This window comes from Actinomadura sp. J1-007 (assembly GCF_009793335.1).
GTDB lineage: Bacteria > Actinomycetota > Actinomycetes > Streptosporangiales > Streptosporangiaceae > Spirillospora > Spirillospora yumaensis.
The window spans coordinates 3284342-3306155 of the sequence record NZ_WING01000001.1; the positions used below are offsets into that span (position 1 = coordinate 3284342).

Annotated in this window: 19 protein-coding genes, 1 tRNA gene and 1 pseudogene; 7 read left to right on the top strand and 14 right to left on the bottom strand. The window is 71.4% G+C overall.

Annotated elements, in window-relative coordinates:
• Nucleotides 1–115: 115 nt before the first annotated feature.
• Entirely contained in the window at nucleotides 116–1990 is a 1875-nt protein-coding gene (locus tag GEV43_RS14945; RefSeq protein WP_194252517.1) for a CocE/NonD family hydrolase, read from the top strand.
• Nucleotides 1991–2085: 95 nt separating this feature from the next.
• Here the strand turns inward: GEV43_RS14945 and GEV43_RS14950 are convergent, their stop codons facing one another.
• A complete protein-coding gene (locus tag GEV43_RS14950) occupies nucleotides 2086–2265 on the bottom strand; it encodes a DUF1737 domain-containing protein (RefSeq protein WP_160821216.1) in 180 nt (59 codons plus the stop codon).
• A 138-nt stretch (nucleotides 2266–2403) separates the two neighbouring features.
• A complete protein-coding gene (locus GEV43_RS14955) occupies nucleotides 2404–3255 on the bottom strand; it encodes a curculin domain-containing protein (RefSeq protein WP_160821217.1) in 852 nt (283 codons plus the stop codon).
• A gap of 497 nt (nucleotides 3256–3752) precedes the next feature.
• Between GEV43_RS14955 and GEV43_RS14960 the strand changes: the two genes are divergently transcribed.
• Entirely contained in the window at nucleotides 3753–4781 is a 1029-nt protein-coding gene (locus tag GEV43_RS14960; protein ID WP_160821218.1) for a hypothetical protein, read from the top strand.
• Between the two features lie 20 nt (nucleotides 4782–4801).
• Here GEV43_RS14960 and GEV43_RS14965 read toward each other — a convergent pair.
• From GEV43_RS14965 to GEV43_RS14975, 3 genes are all read right to left on the bottom strand, one after another.
• Nucleotides 4802–4874, bottom strand: a tRNA-Ala gene (locus GEV43_RS14965).
• 336 nt (nucleotides 4875–5210) lie between these two features.
• A complete protein-coding gene (locus tag GEV43_RS14970) occupies nucleotides 5211–5519 on the bottom strand; it encodes a hypothetical protein (protein ID WP_160821219.1) in 309 nt (102 codons plus the stop codon).
• Nucleotides 5516–5815 carry a hypothetical protein gene (locus GEV43_RS14975; RefSeq protein ID WP_160821220.1) on the bottom strand — a complete coding sequence of 100 codons (300 nt, stop codon included), beginning with the start codon at nucleotides 5813–5815 and terminating at the stop codon, nucleotides 5516–5518. The genes GEV43_RS14970 and GEV43_RS14975 overlap by 4 nt, the downstream gene beginning before the upstream one ends.
• Before the next feature lie 193 nt (nucleotides 5816–6008).
• On the opposite strand from GEV43_RS14975, the gene GEV43_RS14980 reads away from it, so the two are divergent.
• Nucleotides 6009–7208 carry a helix-turn-helix transcriptional regulator gene (locus GEV43_RS14980; RefSeq protein ID WP_160821221.1) on the top strand — a complete coding sequence of 400 codons (1200 nt, stop codon included), beginning with the start codon at nucleotides 6009–6011 and terminating at the stop codon, nucleotides 7206–7208.
• Nucleotides 7209–7234: 26 nt separating this feature from the next.
• Here the strand turns inward: GEV43_RS14980 and GEV43_RS14985 are convergent, their stop codons facing one another.
• From GEV43_RS14985 to GEV43_RS50250, 4 genes are all read right to left on the bottom strand, one after another.
• Nucleotides 7235–8239, bottom strand: a complete 1005-nt coding sequence (locus tag GEV43_RS14985) for a helix-turn-helix domain-containing protein (protein WP_160821222.1) — start codon at nucleotides 8237–8239, stop codon at nucleotides 7235–7237.
• A 62-nt stretch (nucleotides 8240–8301) separates the two neighbouring features.
• Nucleotides 8302–8928: an HAD family hydrolase gene (locus GEV43_RS14990; protein WP_309239641.1), complete on the bottom strand. Its 627-nt coding sequence runs from the start codon at nucleotides 8926–8928 to the stop codon at nucleotides 8302–8304.
• 441 nt (nucleotides 8929–9369) lie between these two features.
• A complete protein-coding gene (locus GEV43_RS14995) occupies nucleotides 9370–10086 on the bottom strand; it encodes an HAD-IA family hydrolase (protein ID WP_309239642.1) in 717 nt (238 codons plus the stop codon).
• Nucleotides 10087–10137: 51 nt separating this feature from the next.
• Nucleotides 10138–10257 (bottom strand): DLW-39 family protein, encoded by a 120-nt coding sequence (locus tag GEV43_RS50250; protein WP_211238580.1) that lies wholly within the window; start codon nucleotides 10255–10257, stop codon nucleotides 10138–10140.
• 198 nt (nucleotides 10258–10455) lie between these two features.
• Between GEV43_RS50250 and GEV43_RS15000 the strand changes: the two genes are divergently transcribed.
• The 4 genes and pseudogenes from GEV43_RS15000 to GEV43_RS15015 all read left to right on the top strand — a co-directional run bounded on the left by GEV43_RS15000 (nucleotide 10456) and on the right by GEV43_RS15015 (nucleotide 14260).
• Nucleotides 10456–10668, top strand: coding sequence for a hypothetical protein (locus GEV43_RS15000; protein WP_160821224.1), 213 nt, complete (start codon nucleotides 10456–10458; stop codon nucleotides 10666–10668).
• A 42-nt stretch (nucleotides 10669–10710) separates the two neighbouring features.
• The gene (locus GEV43_RS15005) at nucleotides 10711–11271 is read left to right on the top strand and encodes an SDR family NAD(P)-dependent oxidoreductase (protein WP_160821225.1); all 561 of its coding nucleotides are present in this window, start codon (nucleotides 10711–10713) and stop codon (nucleotides 11269–11271) included.
• Between the two features lie 96 nt (nucleotides 11272–11367).
• Nucleotides 11368–12237, top strand: coding sequence for an aldo/keto reductase (locus GEV43_RS15010; protein WP_160821226.1), 870 nt, complete (start codon nucleotides 11368–11370; stop codon nucleotides 12235–12237).
• Nucleotides 12238–12632: 395 nt separating this feature from the next.
• A pseudogene (locus GEV43_RS15015) lies at nucleotides 12633–14260 on the top strand (M64 family metallopeptidase).
• A 124-nt stretch (nucleotides 14261–14384) separates the two neighbouring features.
• Here the strand turns inward: GEV43_RS15015 and GEV43_RS15020 are convergent.
• From GEV43_RS15020 to GEV43_RS15040, 5 genes are all read right to left on the bottom strand, one after another.
• Entirely contained in the window at nucleotides 14385–14618 is a 234-nt protein-coding gene (locus GEV43_RS15020) for a hypothetical protein (RefSeq protein ID WP_160821227.1), read from the bottom strand.
• A gap of 921 nt (nucleotides 14619–15539) precedes the next feature.
• Complete coding sequence (locus tag GEV43_RS15025; protein WP_309240013.1) at nucleotides 15540–16658, bottom strand: chromosome condensation regulator RCC1; 1119 nt, start codon at nucleotides 16656–16658, stop codon at nucleotides 15540–15542.
• Nucleotides 16637–19192: a S8 family serine peptidase gene (locus GEV43_RS15030; RefSeq protein WP_160821229.1), complete on the bottom strand. Its 2556-nt coding sequence runs from the start codon at nucleotides 19190–19192 to the stop codon at nucleotides 16637–16639. The genes GEV43_RS15025 and GEV43_RS15030 overlap by 22 nt, the downstream gene beginning before the upstream one ends.
• A 408-nt stretch (nucleotides 19193–19600) precedes the next feature.
• Nucleotides 19601–20122: a superoxide dismutase family protein gene (locus tag GEV43_RS15035; RefSeq protein ID WP_160821230.1), complete on the bottom strand. Its 522-nt coding sequence runs from the start codon at nucleotides 20120–20122 to the stop codon at nucleotides 19601–19603.
• An 889-nt stretch (nucleotides 20123–21011) separates the two neighbouring features.
• The gene (locus tag GEV43_RS15040; protein WP_175250061.1) at nucleotides 21012–21812 is read right to left on the bottom strand and encodes a VOC family protein; all 801 of its coding nucleotides are present in this window, start codon (nucleotides 21810–21812) and stop codon (nucleotides 21012–21014) included.
• Between the last annotated feature and the right edge of the window lie 2 nt (nucleotides 21813–21814).

Below are 21814 nucleotides of genomic sequence, written 5' to 3' on the forward strand. Positions count from 1 at the left end.
CGTTCGTCCCGTCGGCGTGGGCGCTCGGCGCAGCGGGTGTGCGGACGTCTTCGCGGCGGTCTCCGGCCGTGTCACGCTCCGGCCGTCGGATCGTCCAGCAGGAGGGACCCGTGGCATGAGAAGACGGCGGGGAACGATCAGGCCGGCCGGACCCGGGCGCGGGCGGCGGCTGCTCCAGGGCGCCGCGGCCATCGCGCTCGGCGGGGCCGCGCTGGTGTCGGCCGGGGGAACATCGGCGGCGGCGCCCGGCCAGGAGGAGCACTGCGAGTTCACGGTGGAGAAGGACGTCGGCACGAAGATGCGCGACGGCACCGTTCTGCGCTCGAACGTGTTCACGCCCAAGGGCGAGGGCGACTTCCCCGTGATCCTGATGCGGCTCCCGTACAACAAGGAGGGCGCGGAGGACTTCCTCTACGACAAGCCGACCCGCTACGCCGCGGCCTGCTACGTCGTCGTCGTGCAGGACGTCCGCGGCCAGTACAAGTCGGACGGCACGTTCTACCCGTTCCGCGACGAGGCCACCGACGGCTACGACACCATCGAATGGGCCGCGCGGCTGCCGCACGCGAACGGCAAGGTCGGCATGTACGGCTTCTCGTATCCCGGGCTGACCCAGTGGATGCCCGCCACGCTGCGCCCGCCGCATCTCACCACGATCGTCCCGGCGTTCACCTCGTCCGACTACTACGACGGCTGGACCTACGAGGGCGGCGCGCTGTACCAGTCGTTCACGCAGTCGTGGCCGCTGATGTACCTGGCCAACGGCGCCGTCGGCAAGCTGCCCGACGGCGCCGAGATCCGCAAGCAGATGGGCCAGGCGAGCAGGGAGCTGTTCAGCAAGTGGTACTGGTCGCTGCCGCTGAACGAGTTCCCGCCGCTCTACCCGAAGGACAAGCGGATCGCGCCGTACTACTACGACTGGGTCAAGCACCCGAGCAACGACGCGTACTGGAAGCGCTGGAGCATCCGCACGCGCTACCCGCAGGTGACCGTTCCGTCGCTGAACCTCGGAAGCTGGTACGACATCTTCCTGGACGGCACCGCGGAGAACCTCGCCGGCATGCAGGCCAAGGGCGGCTCCGAGACCGCGCGGAAGGGCTCCAAGCTCCTGCTCGGGCCGTGGACGCACGGCGGCTCCGGCCGGAACGTGGGCGCCGTCGACTTCGGCCCGAACGCCGTCCTGGACGTCCCCGCCCTGCATCTGCGCTGGTTCGACCACTGGCTCAAGGGCAAGCCGAACGGCGTCGACAAGGACCCGGCGGTGAAGGTCTTCGTAATGGGCGCGAACAAGTGGCGCACAGCGCCGACCTGGCCGATCCCCGGGACCGTCAACACCAAGTACTACCTGCACAGCGCGGGCGGGGCGAACACGCTCACCGGTGACGGCACGCTCAGCACCTCACCGCCGGCGGCCGGCGAGACCGCGACCGACCGTTACCGCTACGACCCGGACGACCCGGTGCCGAGCTTCGGCGGACGCTTCCAGGCGTCCGTCCCCGGCGGGCCGCACGACCAGCGGCTCATCGAGCAGCGCCCCGACGTCCTCGTCTACAGCACCCCGCCGCTGGCCAAGGACACCGAGGCCACCGGCCCGATCTCGGTCACGCTGTACGCCTCGTCCACCGCCCGCGACACCGACTGGACCGCCAAGCTCACCGACGTGTCGCCGGACGGCACCTCGATGCTGATCCAGCACGGCGTCCAGCGCGCCCGCTACCGGACCTCACTGGAACGCCCCTCCCTGATCAAGCCGGGCGAGATCTACAAGTACACGATCAAGGTCTGGCCGACCGGCAACGTCTTCAAGGCCGGCCACCGGATCCGCCTGGAGATCTCCAGCAGCAACTTCCCGATGTACGACCGCAACCCCAACACCGGCCACCGCTTCGGCACCGACGCCGAGACCCGCGTGGCCGGCCAGACGATCTACCACGACGCCGACCACCCGTCCTCGATCGAACTCCCGATCATCCCGAAGCCCATCGACTGACGCCTCGTCCCGTCCCCGCCCCCTCGGATCCGCCCGGGAGGCGGGGACGGCGACGCGGCATTCGCCCTGATCCGGGCTCGTCCACCCGAGGGGCCTCAACCGTTGGGACGGACGATGGCCTGGGCGACGATGACGCGCTCGCCGTTGAACGTCACGGCCGGCGAACCGTGAAGCTCGTACCCCAGTTCAAGAGCCTCACTGACCCGCCGACAGAACGCAGCATCATCGGGGCCGGTAAGAACCCGATACCGAGGAAGTTCGTGATCGTCAGCCATGCGCCGATCCTAAAGCGCGCCTCGGACACCCCATCAGCGGCGTGCTGGTCACGGCCCCGGTGCCAGGCCGCACCGCGCCCACGCGCGGACGCGGAAAAGGCTGTCTTCGATCCTCAGATCCAAGGCAGCCTTTTCAGCTCAGCGACGCCGGCTTCCAGCAGTGCCCGTCGACCACAGTGCGGTGCCGCCGTGATAGATCACGGCATTGCCATCGTCCTGGACGGCGAGAAAGGCCCCGGGATGCCGGTCGGTGCCCGACGCCCACAGCAGGTGGCCCGAGCGCGAAGAAATCACCAGGTTGCCGTCCTCCTGCATAGCGGCGGCCGCGTAGTACGAGCCGCCCGTGCCGGAACTCCACAGCGCGCGCGTGCCTTTCAGCAGCACGAGGTTCCCGTCGTTCTGCTGGTACAGCGTGAACAGACGGTTGGGTGAGACGACCATGTCATCGCTCTCCAGCACACGGCCGCTCTCCAGCCGCCCCACGGCCATGTGCCGTGACCACACCATCGTGTCACCGCGTTTGATGACGAGGTTCCCGTCGTCGTACACCGCCAGGACGGCGCCGGGGTAGCCGCTGGTGTTGGTCGACCAGACCGGGCGGTCGGCGCGGGACACCACCACGTTGCCGTCTTCCTGCATGGCGGTCACCGCTCCCGGGTAACCGGCTGTTCGGCTGGCCCACAGCACGACGCCCCCGGCGGACAGCACGAGGTTGCCGTCGTTCTGCTGGGCGAGCTTGTACCGCCCGTTCGCCGACTGGAGGAACTGCCCCGGCTGGAGTTGCTCACCTGGCTTCAGGACGGCGCCAGGGGCGACCGCTGCCGTGGCCGGGCGTGCCAGGGCCCCGGCGTGCGCCATCGCCGCCGCGGCGGGAAGGCAGCTCACGACGAGCGCGAGAGCCCCCGCAAGCATGATCTTGGTTGCCGCCCTTACCGCCCTGGCGCTCCCGGCCATGACGATGAGCCCTTGATCGGTGTGTTCGGTATCCATGTCTAAAGAATCAGCCGCGCGACAGGCGACGCCACACCCCCGAATCCGGGGGGTTGACCGGGACGCGCGTTCCATGCGGCCTCCCCGGAGCCGCGTCAACCACCAGGGCGCTCTGCCCCCAGCGAGACGACGGCTCGTGGCAGTTGTAGGCGTCCAACGGCCGCGAACGGCGCGGAGTCCCGCACATTTCGATTAAGCTCGGGCCTCTTTCGCGCGAAGGAAAGTGCACTATCCTCAGCGCATGTTCTCGTCCCGAAGGGATCATGCCGCGTAAGCGGCCAAGCGAGTTGCGGGCCGAGGTGGTACCTCGGCGTTATCCAGGAACAACAGTCCTGCTTCCTGTGTCCTCTCTTCCCGGCCTCTCACCCCATGGGCAATGCGTGCTCGCCCGACTGGAGTACCACCGGCTCTGGCCTGGCGCGGCTAGCGACGCACTCAAGCTCTGGACGGCTGCCGTCCATTCATCAGGGCATCGCCTTTACCGAGACGACGACTTCGTGCTGTGGGTCCTGGGGGCCTGGGGCGCGATGCGGTGGGGTGAGCTGATCGGGCTGGAGCAGTCCTTCTACCGGGACCCCAAGGTGTTCGTCGAATGGCAGTTGGCGGAGTACGACGACGGACGGTTCCGCAGGGAGGGCCCCAAGGACGACTCCTACCGGATCGACGAGCCGGGGTTCTTCGGCGCGGTGGAGATGCCGCCGGGTCTGGCCGCGCTGATGCGAGAGCAGATCAGCAGGCGGCCCCCGCGTGCATGCAGTTGCGAGGACGGCCGGTGCGGGGGAGAGGGGCGGTTCGTCTTCTTGGGGCCCAAGGGCGGCCACCCCCGCCGCGGGAACTACAGCCGCCGATACTGGCGGCCGGCGTGCGACGGCGTCTATCCGCAGGAGGACGGCCGGCGGTCCCGTCCGGCGCGACCGGTGCTGGTGGACATGGCGGCGGGCTGGCCCGGCGTGCCGCTGACGCCTGCGTGGCCGTTCGCCACCGGCCCGCAGTGGAGCCCTCCGCGCGGGCCGGGCATGACCCGCCACGACTCGGCCCAGCAGCAGGCGCTCAAGGTGCCGTGCCCCGACTGCGAACAGGCCCGCGGGCGACCGTGCGTCTCCGGGACCGGCAAGGCGGTGCCGACGCATCGCGCCAGGATCACGGCGGCGCTGGACGGCCCGGGGGTCGCGCTGGCGTCGTGGCTGCCGATCAAGCCGGGGCTGACACCGCACGGACTGCGGCACTCGCACAAGGTCTGGATGGACGAGGACGGGATGCCCGAGATCCTCAAGCACGACCGGATGGGACAGGTCATGCCGGGCATCGGAGGCGTCTACTCGCACGTCTCCCCGGCGATGCGCGCCGACCTGGTGGACGCGCTGCAACGGCGGTGGGAGAACGCGCTGGCCGCGCGGGCTGCGTTGTGTCCGCGGTCGCCCGTACGGTTGCTGGATGAGCTACTCGCCCCCCAGCGGGAGACCACATCCAAGGTCGTCTCCCGAACGTCTCCCAAACGACGCTCGTCGGCTGCGGCGGTCGGATGAGATCGGGCCTTTTACCTGGGTGGAGCCTAGGGGATTCGAACCCCTGACACCCGGCTTGCAAAGCCGGTGCTCTACCAACTGAGCTAAGGCCCCTCGCGCTACTGGCATCTACCAGCGGTGACGCCGGGTCGACGCGGCGAAGTCCGATCGTACACCGTTGTCAGAGCACAGGCTTTCCGGACGGGGTGGCCGGTGAGTAACGGCTCCCGGCACCCCTTCCGAAGAGCACGGATGCGCGCCGAAGTCATCCGGTTCGTCCCGTCCCGCCGCCGCAGGGGCACCGCCCGCGCCAAGATCCGGTCCGCCGCGCACGTCTCCGGCGGCACCAGGTCGCGCCGGTCGTGGGCGGCGGGCCCGCCATGGTCATGTGGCGCTGTTGGACGGTCGCCACGGCCCCGGGCGCGCGCCATCGAGCCCGGGGCCGCGGAGTCAACCGGTGCCGAGCCGCTCGGTTCGCGCTTCCAACAGCGCCCCGGGCGGGTCGGACAGGATCGCGTCGGTCGCTTGCGTTGCGGCGCGCATCTCGCTGACCGGTGCGAGCGGCCGGTCGAGCGAGGACCAGAACCATCGGACGCCGTTGCGGGATCGGATGGTGATGCTGTCGCCCACGGTCGCGTTCCTGGCACGGACGATGAGTGTGTGCGGACGGTCATGTCCGACCCGCAACTCGGTCTGCCAGCCGAGGCGTCGCAGGCATTCGCCGAGTCGGCCCAGCCGTGCCAGCTCGTCCGCGGTCATTGCCACACGACCGCGCCGGTCGTCTCGTCACGGCGGGCGGTGGCGACGGTTCCGAGGTCGGCGTAGACGCGGCCTGAGATCCCGGCCAGGCCGACCCGTCGCACGATGCCGCGCGTTCCGAGGGGTGCGTCGACCAACTCGTGATGAACGTGGCGGAGCGCACGGTCCTCGTTGTCGGTCACCCCGCTGGCTCCGCCGATGTTGCCGGGCGGGTCGACGTCCCAGGCGTACAAGGACGGCGGTCGGTCGAGGTGCCGTGCGTGGGACCACGGCATCTTGTTCGCAATGTTGCCCATGCCGGACTCACCTTCGGTCAGACCCTCGGGCCCGCGGGGTGTTCGCCCGCCGAGACGAGGGCCGTACTTGTGGCTGGAATCACCTTCCGCACACCAGCCGACTTCAAGCCGAACTACGGTGGAAGGCGTTTCCCGTTGGCTGCGAAGGCTGGAAACAGGAAAGGCAGGGCACCTCGGGACGAAGCGAGGCCACATGACGACGTTCGGTCGGGAACTCCGGCGGCTCATGGTCGAGCGGGGTGTGGGCGTGCGTGCGCTGTCCCGGCGGGTCCCTTGCAATCCGGGGTATCTGTCCAAGCTCAGGCAGGATCAGCAGACTCCCTCCGACGCCATGGCCAGGCGGCTCGAAGCGGCGCTCGATGCGGAGGGATCACTGGTGCCCCTCACCGAGCCGTCGTCGGCTCGCCGTCGCGGCGAGCGCCCTGTGGATCTCTTCGGCGTCGACCTGCCGGACGTCAACGGCCGTCCCGTCGATGCGGCATATGTGGAGTCGATTCGCGAGACCAGCCAGGCGCTCGTGCGACTCGACACCGTTCACGGCGGGAACGACGTTCTGCCCTTGGCCCTGCGTGCCTTCCGGGTCGCGAACCGCAAACTCGGCTCCGGTGCGTACGAGCGCCCGATTGAGCGCGATCTCATCGCCGCGACCGGCGAGATCGCGGAGGTCGCCGCCTGGCTGGCGTTCGACGCCGACCGGCAAGAGGTCTCACGGCAGGTCATCCACGAGGCTCTGATGCTGTCCCGGGCGGCCGGCGACCGTGACATGGAGCTGTTCGAACTGACGCATATGGCGATGCAGTCGGTCCATCTGCACCGGCCCGCCGAGGCGGTGCGGCTGACCGCCGACGTCGTGGACGGCCGCCGCCCATCCCCGCGTGTGACTGCGCTGTTCGACATCCGGCGCGGCCGAGCGCTCGCCCAGCTCGGCGACAAGCGACGCGCACTCGACGCTCTCGGCCGCGCGCGGGCGACCCTCAAGGACGGCATCACCGCAGCGGACTCGCCTTGGACGTGGTGGATCACCGATGCCGAAGTCCTGTGGCACACGGGGATGGCGCACGCCGAGCTGGGCGAGTGGGGCGCTGCCGTACCGCTTCTTCGTGAGACGGCCGACCGGCGGGCCGCCTACCAGCGTGCGCGGTACAACGATCTGGTGCACCTGCTCAACGCGCTCGTGCACGTCGCTGACTGGCGCGAGGCCGAACCCGTGCTGGGGGAGGTGGCCGCCCAGGTCGGCGAGGTCGGGTCGACCCGTACGGCGAACCTGCTCGCCCGGACCGTCGGCCGGATCGCACGTACGGACGCGCCCTCGACCGTCGCCGCCATCTCCGACGAGGTGCAGCGTCGCCTGCACCAAGACTTGTCCCGCCAGGCGAGTCCCCGACTGCTCTGACCGAGCGCAACATCGGCGCCCCGTCCTCACACTGAGAGGAGCTGGGCGCTGTTCTCGTTCCGGGTCAGGCGTCCCTCGCGGGTTCGGGCTCGCAGATTGACCGCCTGGTCGGCCACTTCGACGGCGCGTACGGCGTCGCCGAGTTCGACCGCGACCGACACCTCGTGGACGTGCACCGACGCCGGCCCGAAGGCGGTACCCAGGTAGACCCCTTCGGGGACGGTCGCGGCCAGCCGGCGTGCTCGTGACAGATGGTCTTCCACAGCGCCCGGGTCCTCCGTCAGACGGGCAGCCACGACGGCTGCGCGCATGTGGAGGGCGCCGACCGCAGCGCGCTGGCCAGTCAGGCTCGGCGACGGCACCTCGTCCAATGCCATTTCAAGGGCCCGGAGCCCCGTCGCGAGGTTTCGGCTGGCGAAGAAGATTTCGGTTCGTACGTAGGCGGCGGTGGCGGCCAGAGCCGGGTCTTCCGCCTTCGTCGCCGCCCAGCGCATCAGTTCGACCAAGCGGGCCGACAGGTCGTAGTAGCCGTACTTGTAGGCAACGGCATCAGCAGCACGGTAGGCCACCATCAGCGCCGTCGCCGCTTGGTGCGTCTGCATGCCGCCCTGGACGTGCACCGCCCGGGAGAGTTCGCCCAGCAAGGGTGGGATGGTTTCGGCAAGCTTGGTGTACTGCGACGACAGGCGAAGCTGAGTCGCCGCATCGGCCGCTCGACACAACTGGGGAGTGGTCCGGACCGGGCCGTCCTCTGGGAGGTCGTAGGAATCGATCGCGCGACGGATATCGGGGATGGCCGCGTGCACGCGGCTGCCCGATGGCGCGCGTCGTCCGGCCAGCACTTCAGGCACCACTCCGAGCGCTTCGGCGAGCGCTTCCAATGCCCGGTCGGTCGCCGGTCTGGAGCCCTGCTCGATCTTCCTCAAAAGGCTCAATGAGACCGGCGCCGACTCGGCGAGTTGAGACTGGGAAAGTCTTCTGGCGGTGCGGAGGGCGGCGATCCGATCGCCGACCTCCTTGTCCGACTTCACATGACGCTCCAGAGTGGGCCCTAGCCGGAATCTATCGGCAACCTCCTGAGAGCGAAGCAAGGTCAGTCGGTTGTCACCAGCGCGGCGAGTTCGGTCAGCCCGTCGATTCGCCAGTCAGCCCTGACCTCGCGATCGTCGGACCAGAGGTATCCCCACGGGCCGCGCCGGAGGAGGGCCGTACGCAAGCCTGCCGCCCGGGCGGGCTCGACGTCGTTGGCAGGGTGGTCGCCGACATAGACGATCTCCCCCGCAGCGCCGGGTGCCCAATCGATCAGCCGAGCGAAGAACGCCGGTGCCGGCTTGGCGACACCCCACTCACCGGATGTGGCCAGCGCGTCGACGGGGAGGTTCAACGCGCGCAGCAGCTCGGCCGCGCGCGCTGTCTGGTTTCCTGCGACGCCGATCCATAGTCCGCGTGATCGGAGATCATCGAGAGCGCTACGGACATCGGGGTACAGGTCGTTCTCGCTGATCTGCTCTCCGTGTCCGGCGGCTTCCCGCGCTCGGCGTTCGGCTGCGATGTCGATGCCCGGCCGGATCAATCGCAACGCCTCCGCGTTGTCACGGCCTTGTGCGGTCACCGCGCCAACGAGCGCTGACACGGTGTGCGGCGGAACGCCGAGCCAGTCGGACCACGCTCGCCACTCCCGCGTGTCGTCGATCAGGGTCTCGCCGACGTCGAACACCACGGAGCGAATCACACGGTCAGCCTATTTTGCGCGCCGTCCGTCCCACGCGATGCACCGGCGGTCCGCCGACCTCGTGCCGAGGGAGACGGAGCGCTGGTCTCGTTCCGGAGGTCAGACGCCCCTCGCGCGTGTGGGCTCGGAGAACAGCGTATTGGTCATGGGCACGAACCTGCCCTGGCGCAGACCAGCCCGGTCGCCTTCTTCTCCCGCGGGGCGAGGGGCGTGGTGTCGATCGTGTCCTCGTACCCGGCCATCGCATCGGTCACGACGTGCTTGGCCGGGGTGCGTGTGTGGGGAGGCCGCCCATGGCTGGGGTCCACGTTGCGGTGCCGCAGCAGGGCCGGGCGCGGAGGGGGCAGGGCCGGGGCCTGCGGGGCCGGGGAGGCGGGGGTGTGGGCAGGGCCGCAGGAGCGGGGGCGGGCGCGCGCGTGCGGCCTGGGATCAGGGGGGTGTGGGGGTTAGGGCGGGTGGGGAGGTGGAGAGGAGGAGGTCGGCGAAATCGGTGATGCTGGGGAGGACGTGGGTGGCGCCGGCGGCGAGGAGGCGGTCGCGGTCGTGGGCGCCGGTGAGGACGCCGGCGACGATGGACGCGCCGGCGCGGCGGCCGGAGAGGATGTCGTTGGCGGTGTCGCCGCAGACGGCGATGTGGCGGACGTCGTCGACGCCGAGGCGCAGGGCCGCGGAGAGGACGAGGTCGGGCCAGGGACGGCCGCGGCCGGCGTCCTGCGGGCACAGGGCCAGGTCGGCGCGGTCCCACCAGTTGAGGGTGTCGAGGACGCGGCCGAGCGTCCGGCGGCTGAAGCCGGTGGTCAGGCACACGCGGATCCCGGCGCCGGAGAGCCGCGCCATGGCGTGCTCGGCACCGGGTACGGGGGCCAGGCCCCGGCGGTCGACCAGCATGTCGTACGAGCGCTCGAACGACAGGTTGGCCGCCTGGGCGCGGGCCTCGTCCGGGAACAGCTCCCGGAAGATCTCGGGTTTGGAACGGCCGCGCGACTCGCGTACGCGGGCCATGGCGCGGTCGTGGGCCGCCGTGCCGGGGACGATGCCAAGCGTGGCGATCGCCTCGGCGAAGGCGGTCTCGACGGTGTCACCGTCGGCGACAGTGGTCCCGGCGAGATCGAGGCAGGCGACGGTGATCCGCTCTGCTCCGCTCACGCCGGGCCCTCCCTCGAAGTCGATGTCTCCGCGGGCTCTATCGCCGGCGACTCAGCTGTCGGAGGACGTGGCCTCGGTCCACAGGTCCAGCTCGGCACGGTCCTGCTGGAGGCGGCGCCAGACAGCGAAACCGCCGAGAGCGACGACGGCCAGGATAAGCAGCTTCTTCACGGTGGGGACCCCTTCACCTCGACTATGAAGCCAATCCCGGGGTTCAGTGAGTACGCCCCCAGGTTCTCCGCAGCCTAGCAACCGATCCCGGGCGCTCCGCACCCAGTCACCGGTATCGGACCGATCGTCCAATCAGGACCGCCGCTGTCACGCCGCCGCCATATCGCCGGGACCGCGGGACGGACGCATAATCCGGAGATGGGCGCAGAGGACGACTTCGGTCTCTGGGAGCGCGAGCTGAAACCCGGCACGCCGGACGCCGACGGCGGCGGCGCGCGCGGCATGCTGCTGGTCGCGGGCGCGACCGCGACGGGCTGCACGGCGCTGATCGCCCTCGGCGAGGTCCCGCTCGGCGCGGCCGGACTCGTCCTGTCGTCGGTCATCCTGCTGCTGTGGCGGATCGGTCTCTGAGCCCCTTCCGGGGGCCGGGCGCCCGGTGCCATCATCTGCGCCATGGAACTGCGCGGCGCGAACGTTCTGCTGACAGGCGCTTCGGGCGGCATCGGGCGGGCCCTGGCCGAGGCGTTCGCCGCCCGGGGCGCGGAGGTGGTGCTCAGCGGGCGGCGGACCGAGGTGCTGGAACCCCTGGCCGAACGGATCGGAGGCCGCGTCGTGGCCGCCGACCTGGCCGAACGGGACGCGCCCGAGGAACTGCTCGCCGAGGCCGGGCCGGTGGACGTCCTCGTGGCGAACGCGGCGCTGCCCGCGTCCGGGCTGCTGTCCGGCTACGCGCTGGACGAGGTGGACCGGGCACTGGACGTCAACCTGCGCGCGCCGATCGTGATGGCGAAGCTCGCCGGGGCGCGGATGGCCGATCGTGGCCGCGGGCACGCCCGCGCCACCGTCCGGGCCGTCGAACGGGACGTCGCCGAGATCGACGTCGCGCCGCTCGGCCTGCGGCTCGGCGCGCTGGTCGGCGGCGCCGCACCGGCGCTGGTCGCCGCCGTCCAGCGGCGCGCGGGCGGCGGCCGGATCACCCGCGACCTCGCCGCGGGCCAGCGCGGCAGGCGCTGACGCGCCGGCCACCGTGCGGAGGTCGGGAGGGGGCTCGTTGGCGCGACCGGACGGCGATGATCCAATTGGACGCGACGAGTGTTCTTGGGGGAGACGATGACTGGTCTGTCCGATCGTCCGGCGGCGGCGAGCGGGACGTTCGCCATCGGCGGTGACGTGCCCGTGCACCGGCTCGGATTCGGCGCGATGCGGATCACCGGGCCGGGCGCGTGGGGCGAGCCCGCCGACCGGGGCGAGGCGCTGCGGGTGCTGCGGCGAGTGGTGGACCTCGGCGTCACGCTGATCGACACGGCCGACTCGTACGGGCCGTTCGTCAGCGAGGAACTGATCGCCGAGGCGCTGTACCCGTACCCCGAAGGCGTGCTCATCGCGACGAAGGGCGGCTTCACCCGCCAGGGCCCGGACCGGTGGGCGCCGGTCGGCCGCCCCGAGTACCTACGGCAGTGCGTGGAGATGAGCCTGCGGCGGCTCCGCCTCGAACGGATCGACCTCTACCAGCTCCACCGGATCGACCCGCAGGTGCCGCTGGCCGAGCAGCTCGGCGTGCTGCGCGACCTGCGCGACGAGGGCAAGATCCGGCACATCGGCCTCTCGGAGGTCACCGTGGACGAGCTGACGGCGGCGCGCGAGCACGTCGAGATCGCCTCGGTGCAGAACCTCTACAACCTGACCTCGCGCAAGTACGAGGACGTGCTGCGGCGCTGCGAACGGGAGGGGATCGCGTTCATCCCCTGGTTCCCGCTCGCCATGGGACGGCTCGCGGAACCGGGCGGCGACCTGGCCGAGGCGGCGGCGCGGCACGGCGTCTCCCCGTCGCAGCTCGCGCTGGCGTGGCTGCTGCACCGTTCGCCCGTACTGCTGCCGATCCCGGGCACGTCGAAGGTCGCGCACCTGGAGGACAACATGTCCGCCGCGACGCTCTCCCTCCCCGCCGAAGACGTCGCCAAGCTCACCGCCCTCGGCTGACCGCGTTCGGGTGGTCGTGTCGTTTCCGCGGTAGGGGTTTGACGCGGTGAGGGTGGGGGCGTGGGGTCTACGTCGTCGGGGTGGGGACAAATGCGGATCTTCCCGCGATAATCCGGCTCAGTCCGCGTGATCAGCGGACGGAGCCGGCGCGTCCGGGCGCCGGGTGGTCCGCGCGCGAACCCGCGCGGCCCCGTCCGGTCCCCGCGCGCCTTCGAGGAGGTCCGCGCATGAGGAGAAGCAAGAGGTTCGCCGTGGCGGCCGGGCTGTCGGCGGCGGCGGTGGCGGGAACGGCGGCGGCGGTGCCCGCGGCGTCGGCCGCGGCGCGGACCGCGGACGCGAAGGTGGTGCCGGTGCAGGTCACCGGCGACCCGGCCAAGCGGTTCAACCTGGTGGTCATGGGCGACGGGTACGCGGCGGGGGACCAGGCGAAGTTCCGCGCCCACCTCGACCGGCACCTGAACGACCTGTGGACGCTGGAGCCGTTCAAGTCGTACCGGGCGTACATCAACGTGTACGCGGTCGAGATCACCTCGCCCGAGTCGGGGTGAGCTGCGACCCCGACCTGTCCTCCCCGCGGCACGAGACGCCGCTCGGCATGGCGTTCTGGAGCGGGTGCCGCAAGGACGGCCTGCAACGGCTGCTCGTCATGGACTCCAGCGCCGCCAAGTCGTACGCCGACCTGGTGAAGGGGACGACGGCGGGCAACCGGCAGATCGTCGCGCTCGCCAACAGCGACACCTACGGCGGCGCGGGCGGGACGTACGCGACCGCGTCCGGCGGCAACGCGATGTCGGCGCTGATCACCCCGCACGAGCTCGGCCACTCGCTCGGCGGGCTGGAGGACGAGTACGACTACTACCAGCGCGGTGAACCAGGAGGGACGTACTCGGGTCCCGAGCCCTCGTCCGTCCACCACACGCTCCTCACCGAACGGCAGATGCGCGACCAGAAGAAGAAGTGGTGGCGGTGGCTCGGCGAGCGCAGCGAGTCGGGCGGCGTCATCGGACGGTACGAGGGCGGCCTCTACAGCAGCCGCGGCGTGTGGCGTCCCAGCGCCCATTCGATGATGAAGACGCTCGGCTACTACTTCGACCAGGTCGCCAGGGAACGGATGACTCAGCGCATCTCGTCCAAGGTCGCCCTCGTCCAGGACCACACGCCGAACGGCAGTCCGGTGGGCGCCGACCGCGTGCTGTGGCTGGAGACGACGCATCCCACGGGACACCCGCTTTCCGTCACCTGGACCGTGGACGGGCACCGCGTGCGCGCGGGGCACGACCTCGACCTCTCGCGCCTGCGCCTCAGGTCCGGGACGCACACCGTCCAGGCGACCGTGACCGACCCGACCGACTTCGTCCGCGATCCCGCGATCCGTTCGTCCGCCGCGCTCACCCAGACCCGCGCCTGGACGGTCGACACGCGTGTGAAGACGCCGCCGGACTCCGTCCCCCTCGACTTCACCGCCGCGACGCCGACGGACCGTCCCGTCGCCGCGAACGGCGTCGTGTACGCCGAGACCACGCACCCCGCGCGGAAGGCGCCGACGATCGACTGGCGCGTCGACGGCCGCCGCGTCCGGAACGCGGACCGCGACCTCGACCTCCGCCGCCTGCACCTGCGCGACGGAACGCACCGCGTCACCGCCCGCGTCGGCGCCGCCACCCGCGCCTGGACGGTCGACGCGCGGCGCCCCACCGTGTCGTACGAGCTGTCGAAGCCGGCGGAGGGCGTCCGGCACGGCGGCCACGTCTTCGACGGGCGCTTCACCATGCGGCTGACGGGCGCGGACGACCGGCCGGGCGTGGTGGTGCCGGAGTTCCGCGTGGACGGGGACGGCTGGTTCAACTACTTCGGCTGGCCGACCGACTCCAGCGCCCCGTTCCTGTTCACCGAGAACGGCACGGTCATCGACCATCTGACGTACGGCAAGCTCGGCAAGGGCCGCCACACCATCGAATACCGCGCGACCGACTCCGCGGGGAACACGAGCAAGCCCAAGAGGTTCACCGTCACCCTCCGCTGACCCCGGCCGCCTCCCGCTCCCGAAGGGCCCGCGCGTTCTGGGACGGTGCGCGCGGGCGGTCCGGCGGGTCCGCTGACGCGACGGGCGCGCGGGCCCTACGGGCGCGCGGGTCTGGCCTGAGGGGTCAGGCGGAGAAGATGTGGCGCAGGCGCCATCGGTCGGCGTCGCGGCCCAGTTCGGCGACCGCGACGCCGGCGGCGCCGGTCACCCGCACGCGGTAGACGCGGCCGTCCGGGGACGATCCGTAGGTCTTGAGGATCTCGTCGACCGCGTAGCGCGACCCCCGCCACTCGTACGCGGTGAGACGTCCGGCCGGGTCGTGCTCGGCGCGGATCGGCTCGTTCAGAAGGTGCCCCATGAGTCCGCGAGCCTAGCACCAATTCGAACTGGTGTTCGCAGCTCAGCGCCCCATCCGGGCCGGTCGGGAGCCGCCTTGAGCACGCGTTTCCCAGCCCCGCCGGGCCGGACGTGGATCATCGTACGCGCCCGTTCCCCGGCGTCCCGGGCGTGGCGCGCCACCCCTCGCGACGAGGCGGAGCGGAACGGGGCGGGACGGGCCGTTCGCTCGGCGGCGCCCCGGTCATCCACAGGCTGAGGGCAACTTTGCACACAACCTCCGACCTGCTCTGAAGGGGGCTGCGGCGGGTTCGTTCCACAGCGGAATCCCCAGGCGGACGGGCCTGAACCCGGTTGTCCACCGCCAGGTCCGGCGCACCCTTGGGACAACCTCGCCCCCAGCTCTATCCACATCCTGTGGATAACTTCGGTGCACAACCTGGGTACGAACGGGGCCGCGGTCGTCCACGCCGTATCCCCAGGTCGCCCCCAGGCGGAGCGATCCTTTGTCCACCACGTGGATAACCCGATGACCAGGCAAGAAGGCACGTACAGCGAGCGTACGCGCACAGTCCGTTCACAGACTGTGGGCGACGGGCCTCCACAGCGTTCCATGACCGGTGGACGGCGTCACCCACCGGAGATCCCCAGCCGTGTCCCCAGCCGCGGACCACGATCCCGATCTTCCACAGCCGTCCACCACTCGACACACCGCGCCCCGGACGAGGCGTGTCCCCGCGTCGGCGAGAGCGGCGATCGCTCCGGACATCCCGGACACGGCCTCGCCCGGAGCGCCGTCGCCGAGGGCCTCAAGGGTCAGGTGCGGGCCCGGCGTGCCTCGGTAGTCCGGGAACGGAACGTCGCGTTTCTCGCGGGGGTGTGATCTGGCGGGCATGGCGCCGGGCGAGCGGGTCCGGCACCGGCGCCATGCCCATGGGGTCGATCAGGGTGTTCCGGGGACCTGCCTGGGCGTGCCGTTGCCGGTGTAGGTGCCGTCGCCGAGCTGTCCGCTGTAGTTGCCGCCCCAGGTGTAGACGGTCGCGTCGGCGCGGACGGCGATGCTCTGGTAGTCGCCTCCCGCGACGCCGGTCGCAGCGGTGAGCGAGATGACGGTGGGGGTGGTGACGTGCCCGCCGGAAAGGCCGTTGCCCACCTGGCCGTCGCTGTTGTCGCCCCACGCGGCGACCTTCCCGTTGGCCTTGACCGCCAGGGAGTGTCCTGATCCCGTCTCGACGGCGGCGACGTCCGTAAGGCCGCTGACGGCGACCGGGGCGGTGGATGCGGTGGTGGAGCCGTTCCCGAGCTGTCCCTTGGCGTTGCCGCCCCAGGCGACGGCGGTCCCGTCCGTCTTCGCCGCCAAGGAGTGGGATCGTCCGGCCGCGATCGCGCCCGGCGCGGTGGACACGCCGGAGAGCCCGGAGACCGTCACCGGCGCGGTGCGCAGGGTGGTGGTGCCGTCTCCCAACTGGCCGTCGTCGTTCATGCCCCAGGCGCGCACGGTGCCGTCGGAGCGTACGGCGAGGGCATGGGCGGCTCCGGCCGCGATCACGGCCACGTCGGTGAGGCCGCTGACCTGGGCCGGTGCGGTACGGGTGGGAGTGCGGGCGCCGTCGCCGAGCTGGCCCTGGTTGCCGCTGCCCCAGGCCCAGACCGTCCCGTCGGACTTGAGGGCCAGCGAGAACGCGTCTCCGGCGGCCACGGCGGTCACCCCGGTGAGGCCGGTGACCTGGACGGGACCGGTCCGCGTGGTCGTGGTGCCGTCGCCGAGCTGCCCGTTGTCGTTGGACCCCCAGGCCCAGACCGTTCCGTCGGACCTGACCGCCAGGGAATGGCGGCCGCCCGCCGCGACGGCGCCGGGGGCGCTGACGACCCCGGTGAGCCCGCTGACCTGCACGGGGCTCGGACGCCAGGTGGTCGTGCCGTCGCCGAGCTGTCCCTCGCCGTTGCGGCCCCACGCCCACACGGTGCCGTCGGGCCTGGCCGCCACGGTGTGGTACGAGCCGCCGGCGATGCCGCCGCGCAGGTTCGCGACCGCGGCCTTCAGGTTGGGCAGCGGACCGATGTGGTGGGTGTCCCCGGCGGCTGCGGGCTGCCGGTGGCCCGCAGCACCCGCCGGACCTGCGCGGGCGCCAGGACGCCGCCAGCCTTCCCGGCGACGCCTTGGAGGTCGGCGATCACGCCCGCGACGATCGGCGTGGCCGAGGAGGTGCCGTTGTAATAGGTGAACTGCTTGTTCGGGTCCGTCTCCGTCGGCGTCAGCGACCGGGCGGACGGCGTCCCCACCGTCGCGACGCATTCCCCGTAGCCCTGCACGTCGACCCGGCCGCCATAGGTGGATCCCCACCAGTGGTACGACTTGGACAGCGCCGTACGGGCCGCGGGACGGTTCGCGCCGAGGCAGTTGCCGCCGTTCACGGTCGGCGGCTCCCCCGCGCCGACCATGATCGCGCCGGAGTCCGGGCGGACCATGACCTGCGCGGCGTAGAGGTCGGTGGTGTCGTCCAGGCTGTTGCCGCCGTTGCCGGCCGGCTCGACCACCGTGACGCCCGCGGCCGTGGCGAGGACGATCTGGTCGTACACCGACTGGTCGTACTCGGCGGGATACTGCCGGTCCCCGTGCGGGACGGCGAACTCCAGGAAGATCACGTCGCCGGGGTGCGCTCCGGCCAGGACCCCGTCGAACCCGCCGCCCTTGACGCTGTCGTAGGTGACCTGGAGCCTGGCGCGCGGGGCGACGCCGGCGATGCCCTTTCCGTTGTCGTCGCTCGCCCCGACGATCCCCAGCGTCGCCGTGGGATGTTCGTGCGGGTAGCAGGGGTCGCCGATCGCGGGCGGGAGCTGGACGACGGGCGAGGCGCGCCCGGTGTACTCCTCGTGGCAGCTGTTGAAGCGGGAGAAGGTCGTCCGCACGAGCACGGGGCTGCTGGCGGCGGTGGTGCTCCCGTTGCCGAGCTGCCCCTCGCCGTTGTCGCCCCAGCCCCATTCCGCGGCCGAGGCCACGGAGTGCTTGTAGCCCGCCACGACCCGGTCGCCGGAGTAGCCGCCGCTGTTGCCGTGCAGGACGGCCACCTGCCGCGGGGCGGAGGCGTCGGCGGTCGTGCCGTCGCCGAGCTGCCCCTTGTCGTTGGCGCCCCACGCCCAGGCGGTGACCCGGGTCTGGACGTTCCTGCTGGCGAGGCTGAAGTGGCCGCCGGCCGCGATGGTCTCGATCGAGCTCAGCCCGGGGTTGACGGCGATGCTCCTGGACGTGGTCGTACCGTCGCCGAGCTGGCCGTTAGCGTTGGCCCCCGCCGCGCGAACGGTGCCGTCGGACAGCAGCGCGAGCGTGTGCAGTGAGCCCGCGCCGACCTGCTTGACACCCGATAGGCCGGTGACCGTGACGGGAGTGCGGCTGTCGGTGGTCGTTCCGTTGCCGAGCTGGCCGTACTGGTTGCGCCCCCAGGCCCGGACCGTCCCATCGGCCATCACGACCACCGAGTGCGCGAGGCCGCCGGAAACCGAACCCGCGGACGTGGAAACCCCGGTCAGCCCCGAAACGGCGACCGGAGAGGAACGGGACGTGGCCGTTCCGTCTCCCAACTGCCCGTAGGCGTTCTGTCCCCAGGCCCGAACGGTCCCGTCCGAGAGCACGGCGAGGCTGTGGTCGGCGCCCGCCGCGACGGCGACGGCGTTGGCGATCCCCGGGACCTGGACCGGAGCGTCGCGTTCGGTGGTGGTGCCGTCGCCGAGCTGGCCGTCGGCGTTGGCGCCCCACGCCCACACCGTTCCGTCCGATTTCAACGCGAGCGAGTGGGCTCGCCCTGCGGCGACGGCCGTGACGCCGGTCAGCCCAGACACCTTGACCAGAGTGGTGCTGTCGGTCCCGCTTCCGTCGCCGAGCTGCCCGGAGCCGTTGTCACCGGTCGCGTACACGTTGCCGCCGCCGTTGTAGGCGACCAGCACCGTGTGCGCGTAACCGGCCGCCACACCGCCGAGACCGTCCCTCGGCAGGACGCCGCTGTCGAGCCCGTCGCCCTGGAAGGTGGTCTCGATATCGGAGACTGTGATGCCCTCCCCCTTGCCGCCGGGCAGGTCGGCCGCGTAGTCGGCGTCCACCCCCGTGCCCGTGGCCGCGCCGACCCGGTTCCGGTAGTTCTGGTACGGCCGCAGCGGCTCCGACAGCCGGACGGTCGGGGGCTTCGCCTGGGCGAACTCCACCGACGGCAACGTGTTGAGGTCCGTCAGCAGGCCGCCGGCGCCGCCGTTCGGCACGGTGACGCGGTACCAGGAGTTCATGTCCGGCAACTCGCGGCCGGTGCGCTTTTCCAGCTTCTCCCGCCGCGCGGTGATCTCACGCTCCGGCCCGTTCCACATCGGGTTTATCGACGTCCCCGGATACTTCGCCAGTACGGCGTTGATGGCCTTGCCGTCGTCGGCGGACGAGGCCGACATCCGCTGGCCGCGCACGCGCACGGTCTTGTCCGCCCTGAATTTCACCTGGAGTTCGCTGGTGGAGAATCCCTTGGGCAGCGGGACGTGCGTCCCGGGTGCCTTCCCCTTCGCCTTGCCGTGGTCGTAGACCTTCGCGGGCGACGCGGGCGGTGTCGGCTTCGCCATTGCGGCGGGCGACACCGAAAGCCCCGTGACCGCCAGGACGGCCACCACGAGGCCGCGCCGGCGGGCACTCCGCTTCCGAGTTCCGAACATGGGACGCGGCCCCCCTCAGTTAGCCAATCGGCGCGGAAAGGCTAAGAGGGAGGCCGCTCGTACGGATATGGAGTTGGGTGAACGAGTAATACTGGAAGGCCGTCAAACTATTGACAAGCAGAATGGCCGCGCCGGAACGTCCAAGGTCGGAGACGGCGGCGCGGCCTTATGGAACGGCGGCCGAGAGTGACCTGATTCGGCCACCCGAGACAGCTCCATAACACATGGCGACCCGCCGCGTCCCTTTCGTGGAGTGCGACGCGGGTCACGCAGAAGGCGCGCGTGGCGGCGCGCTCGCGGCGGAGTGGTGGCGGGCGGTCAGGAGGTGAAGGGGAGCGTGATGCAGGCCAGCCGCGGCTGCACACCGTTCACCTTGCGCACGTCGTGGATGACGACCGAACGAAGCGCACCGTCCGCTGGGAACGTCCACGCGTGCGCCGAGCTGGACGACGCGCGGCCGAAGGCGTCGGTGCGGAAGCCGAGCCACACCTCGTTCTCGGCGTTCGCGGGCCCCTTGGGGTCGTGCTTGAAGTGGCCGCCCGACGCGGCCGGGTCAGCGGAACACCGCTTGTTGTGAACGTGCGCGTCGTACGCGCGCAGAGGAACCAGGCCGTTCACCCTGAGCGTCACCCGGCTGCGGTCCCCCACGGTCGCCGAACGCACCGTCGCGCTCGAACCCACGGGCACCAGCTTGGGCGCGTACGTGTAGGCGCGCGACGCCCTCGTCACCGGCCCGAACGTCTCGTGCACGACCATGATGTCGCGGCTCGCGGTGGGCGTGGAATCGGCCTCAGCCCTGGGCACGAACACGAAGCCGTACCCAGGAACGAAGATCGGCACGGACGCCGCCCCAGGCGCGGGCTCGTGAGCGGACGCAGGACCGGAAGAGGGACCGGCGCCCGTCCCAGGCGCGGGATCGGACGCGCCCCCAGGCGCGACCCCGGGCGCGGGATGGGATGCGATTCCGGACGCGACTCCGGGCGCGGGATCGGACGCGACTCCGGACGCCGGACCGGATGCGCGGCCGGATGCGACACCGACCGCGGGGCCGGTGGCGGGACCAGTGGCGGGGCCGACCGCAGGACCAGGTGTGACTCCCGGTTCGGCCCCCTGGCCGGGGTCGGACTTGGAGCGCGGCTGTGCGCTCTTCGGCTCTGTCGGGTCCGGCGACGCCAGAGCGTGCGCTGAACTCGGGCCGGTCAACGAGGCGGGCGCGGAGGCCCGCGCGGAGGCCGGGACGGGCGCGGTGGCCGGGGCAGGCGCGTTGGCCGGGGCGGCGTCGAGGACCAGCGCGGGCGCGGAGGCCGAGGCGGAGGCCGAGGCGGAGGCCGGGACGGTAGCCGGGGCGGCGTCGAAGGCCGAGGCGGGCACGGAGGCCGGGGCGGAGGCCGGGACGAGCGTGGTGGCCCGCGCGGTGGCCGGGGCGGGCACGGAGGCCGGGGCGGTGGCCGGGGCGGCGTCGAGGGCTCGGGCGGGCGCGGTGGCCGGGGTGGGGGAGGAGGCGGCGGGGTGGGCCGGGAGGGCGACGGATGCGGCGGCCAGGGCGGCTCCGGCCAACGGGACGGCGTGTCTGACCTGCATGGTCTTCTCCTCGCGGACGAGTGGAACGCGGTACGGAATCCTCTCTATCCGCGTCCTCCGTCCCGTACCAGCGGACTCACCGATCTTGACGCGACCTTCCACCGCGCCTCACATCCCCTGGGGAAAACCCGTCTGGCCCCCACCCGGGTCAAGACAGGAACGACTCCAGATCCTCCAATCGGCGCAGGTCATCGCGCATCCCGGAAGCCTCCGCGTCATCGAGCCCGGCGGCGCCGAGCCCGGCAGCGTCGAGACCAGCGGCAGCGTCGGGCTCTGCGGCACCGCCGGCGGACGGGGTGGAGGTGGGGAGTGCGGAGGTTGTGGCGCGGGCTTCGGCCAGGAGGGTGCGGGCGCGGGACGGGTCGTCCAGGCGGACGGCCATGTCGGCGCGCAGGACGAGGGCGCGGAGCCGTTGGGGGGCGGTGAGGGGTTCGCCGGAGTTCAGGAGGTGGTCGAGGATCCTGGCGGCGGCGCGGGGGTCCTCCTTGGACTCACCGAGGAGGAGGGCCATGTGCAGCGACCGCGCCACCTTCTCCTCGGGGATCGGCGCGTGCCGCAGGTCGTCGGAGATCTGCTGGCCGATGCGGAGCTGGTTGCCGTCGGGGTCGCTGACCAGGAACTGCCTCATGCCGTACGTCATGTCCTTCAGCGGTCCGATGCGCGGGAGGCCCCGGGTCGGGACGCGCCCCAGGGCCTCCTTCAACCCGCCGCGGAACGACTCGTACAGCGGGTCGACGGCGTCCGTGACGATGTAGCACATGGTCATGGAGGCGGACGGGTCGTGCTTCTTCCACCCGTAGAAGTGCAGCTCGATGTCGCCGCGAAGGACGCTCAGGTAGGGGTTGGGGCTCGTCTGCCAGGTGGTCCGCTCGAACCCGAGCACCCGGTAGAAGTCCCAGGCTCCCTGGATGGAACGGGACGGAAGGATCGGGATCGTCTTCTCGGCCATGC

Coding starts and splice junctions, on each gene's coding strand:
- GEV43_RS14955 (WP_160821217.1), bottom strand. CDS start 3,255: ATGGATACCGAACACACCGATCAAGGGCTCATCGTCATGGCCGGGAGC.
- GEV43_RS15000 (WP_160821224.1), top strand. CDS start 10,456: ATGGGCGCAGAGGACGACTTCGGTCTCTGGGAGCGCGAGCTGAAACCC.
- GEV43_RS15040 (WP_175250061.1), bottom strand. CDS start 21,812: ATGGCCGAGAAGACGATCCCGATCCTTCCGTCCCGTTCCATCCAGGGA.
- GEV43_RS15020 (WP_160821227.1), bottom strand. CDS start 14,618: ATGGGGCACCTTCTGAACGAGCCGATCCGCGCCGAGCACGACCCGGCC.
- GEV43_RS14975 (WP_160821220.1), bottom strand. CDS start 5,815: ATGGGCAACATTGCGAACAAGATGCCGTGGTCCCACGCACGGCACCTC.
- GEV43_RS15010 (WP_160821226.1), top strand. CDS start 11,368: ATGACTGGTCTGTCCGATCGTCCGGCGGCGGCGAGCGGGACGTTCGCC.
- GEV43_RS15005 (WP_160821225.1), top strand. CDS start 10,711: ATGGAACTGCGCGGCGCGAACGTTCTGCTGACAGGCGCTTCGGGCGGC.
- GEV43_RS15030 (WP_160821229.1), bottom strand. CDS start 19,192: ATGGCGAAGCCGACACCGCCCGCGTCGCCCGCGAAGGTCTACGACCAC.
- GEV43_RS14950 (WP_160821216.1), bottom strand. CDS start 2,265: ATGGCTGACGATCACGAACTTCCTCGGTATCGGGTTCTTACCGGCCCC.
- GEV43_RS14970 (WP_160821219.1), bottom strand. CDS start 5,519: ATGACCGCGGACGAGCTGGCACGGCTGGGCCGACTCGGCGAATGCCTG.
- GEV43_RS14980 (WP_160821221.1), top strand. CDS start 6,009: ATGACGACGTTCGGTCGGGAACTCCGGCGGCTCATGGTCGAGCGGGGT.
- GEV43_RS14945 (WP_194252517.1), top strand. CDS start 116: ATGAGAAGACGGCGGGGAACGATCAGGCCGGCCGGACCCGGGCGCGGG.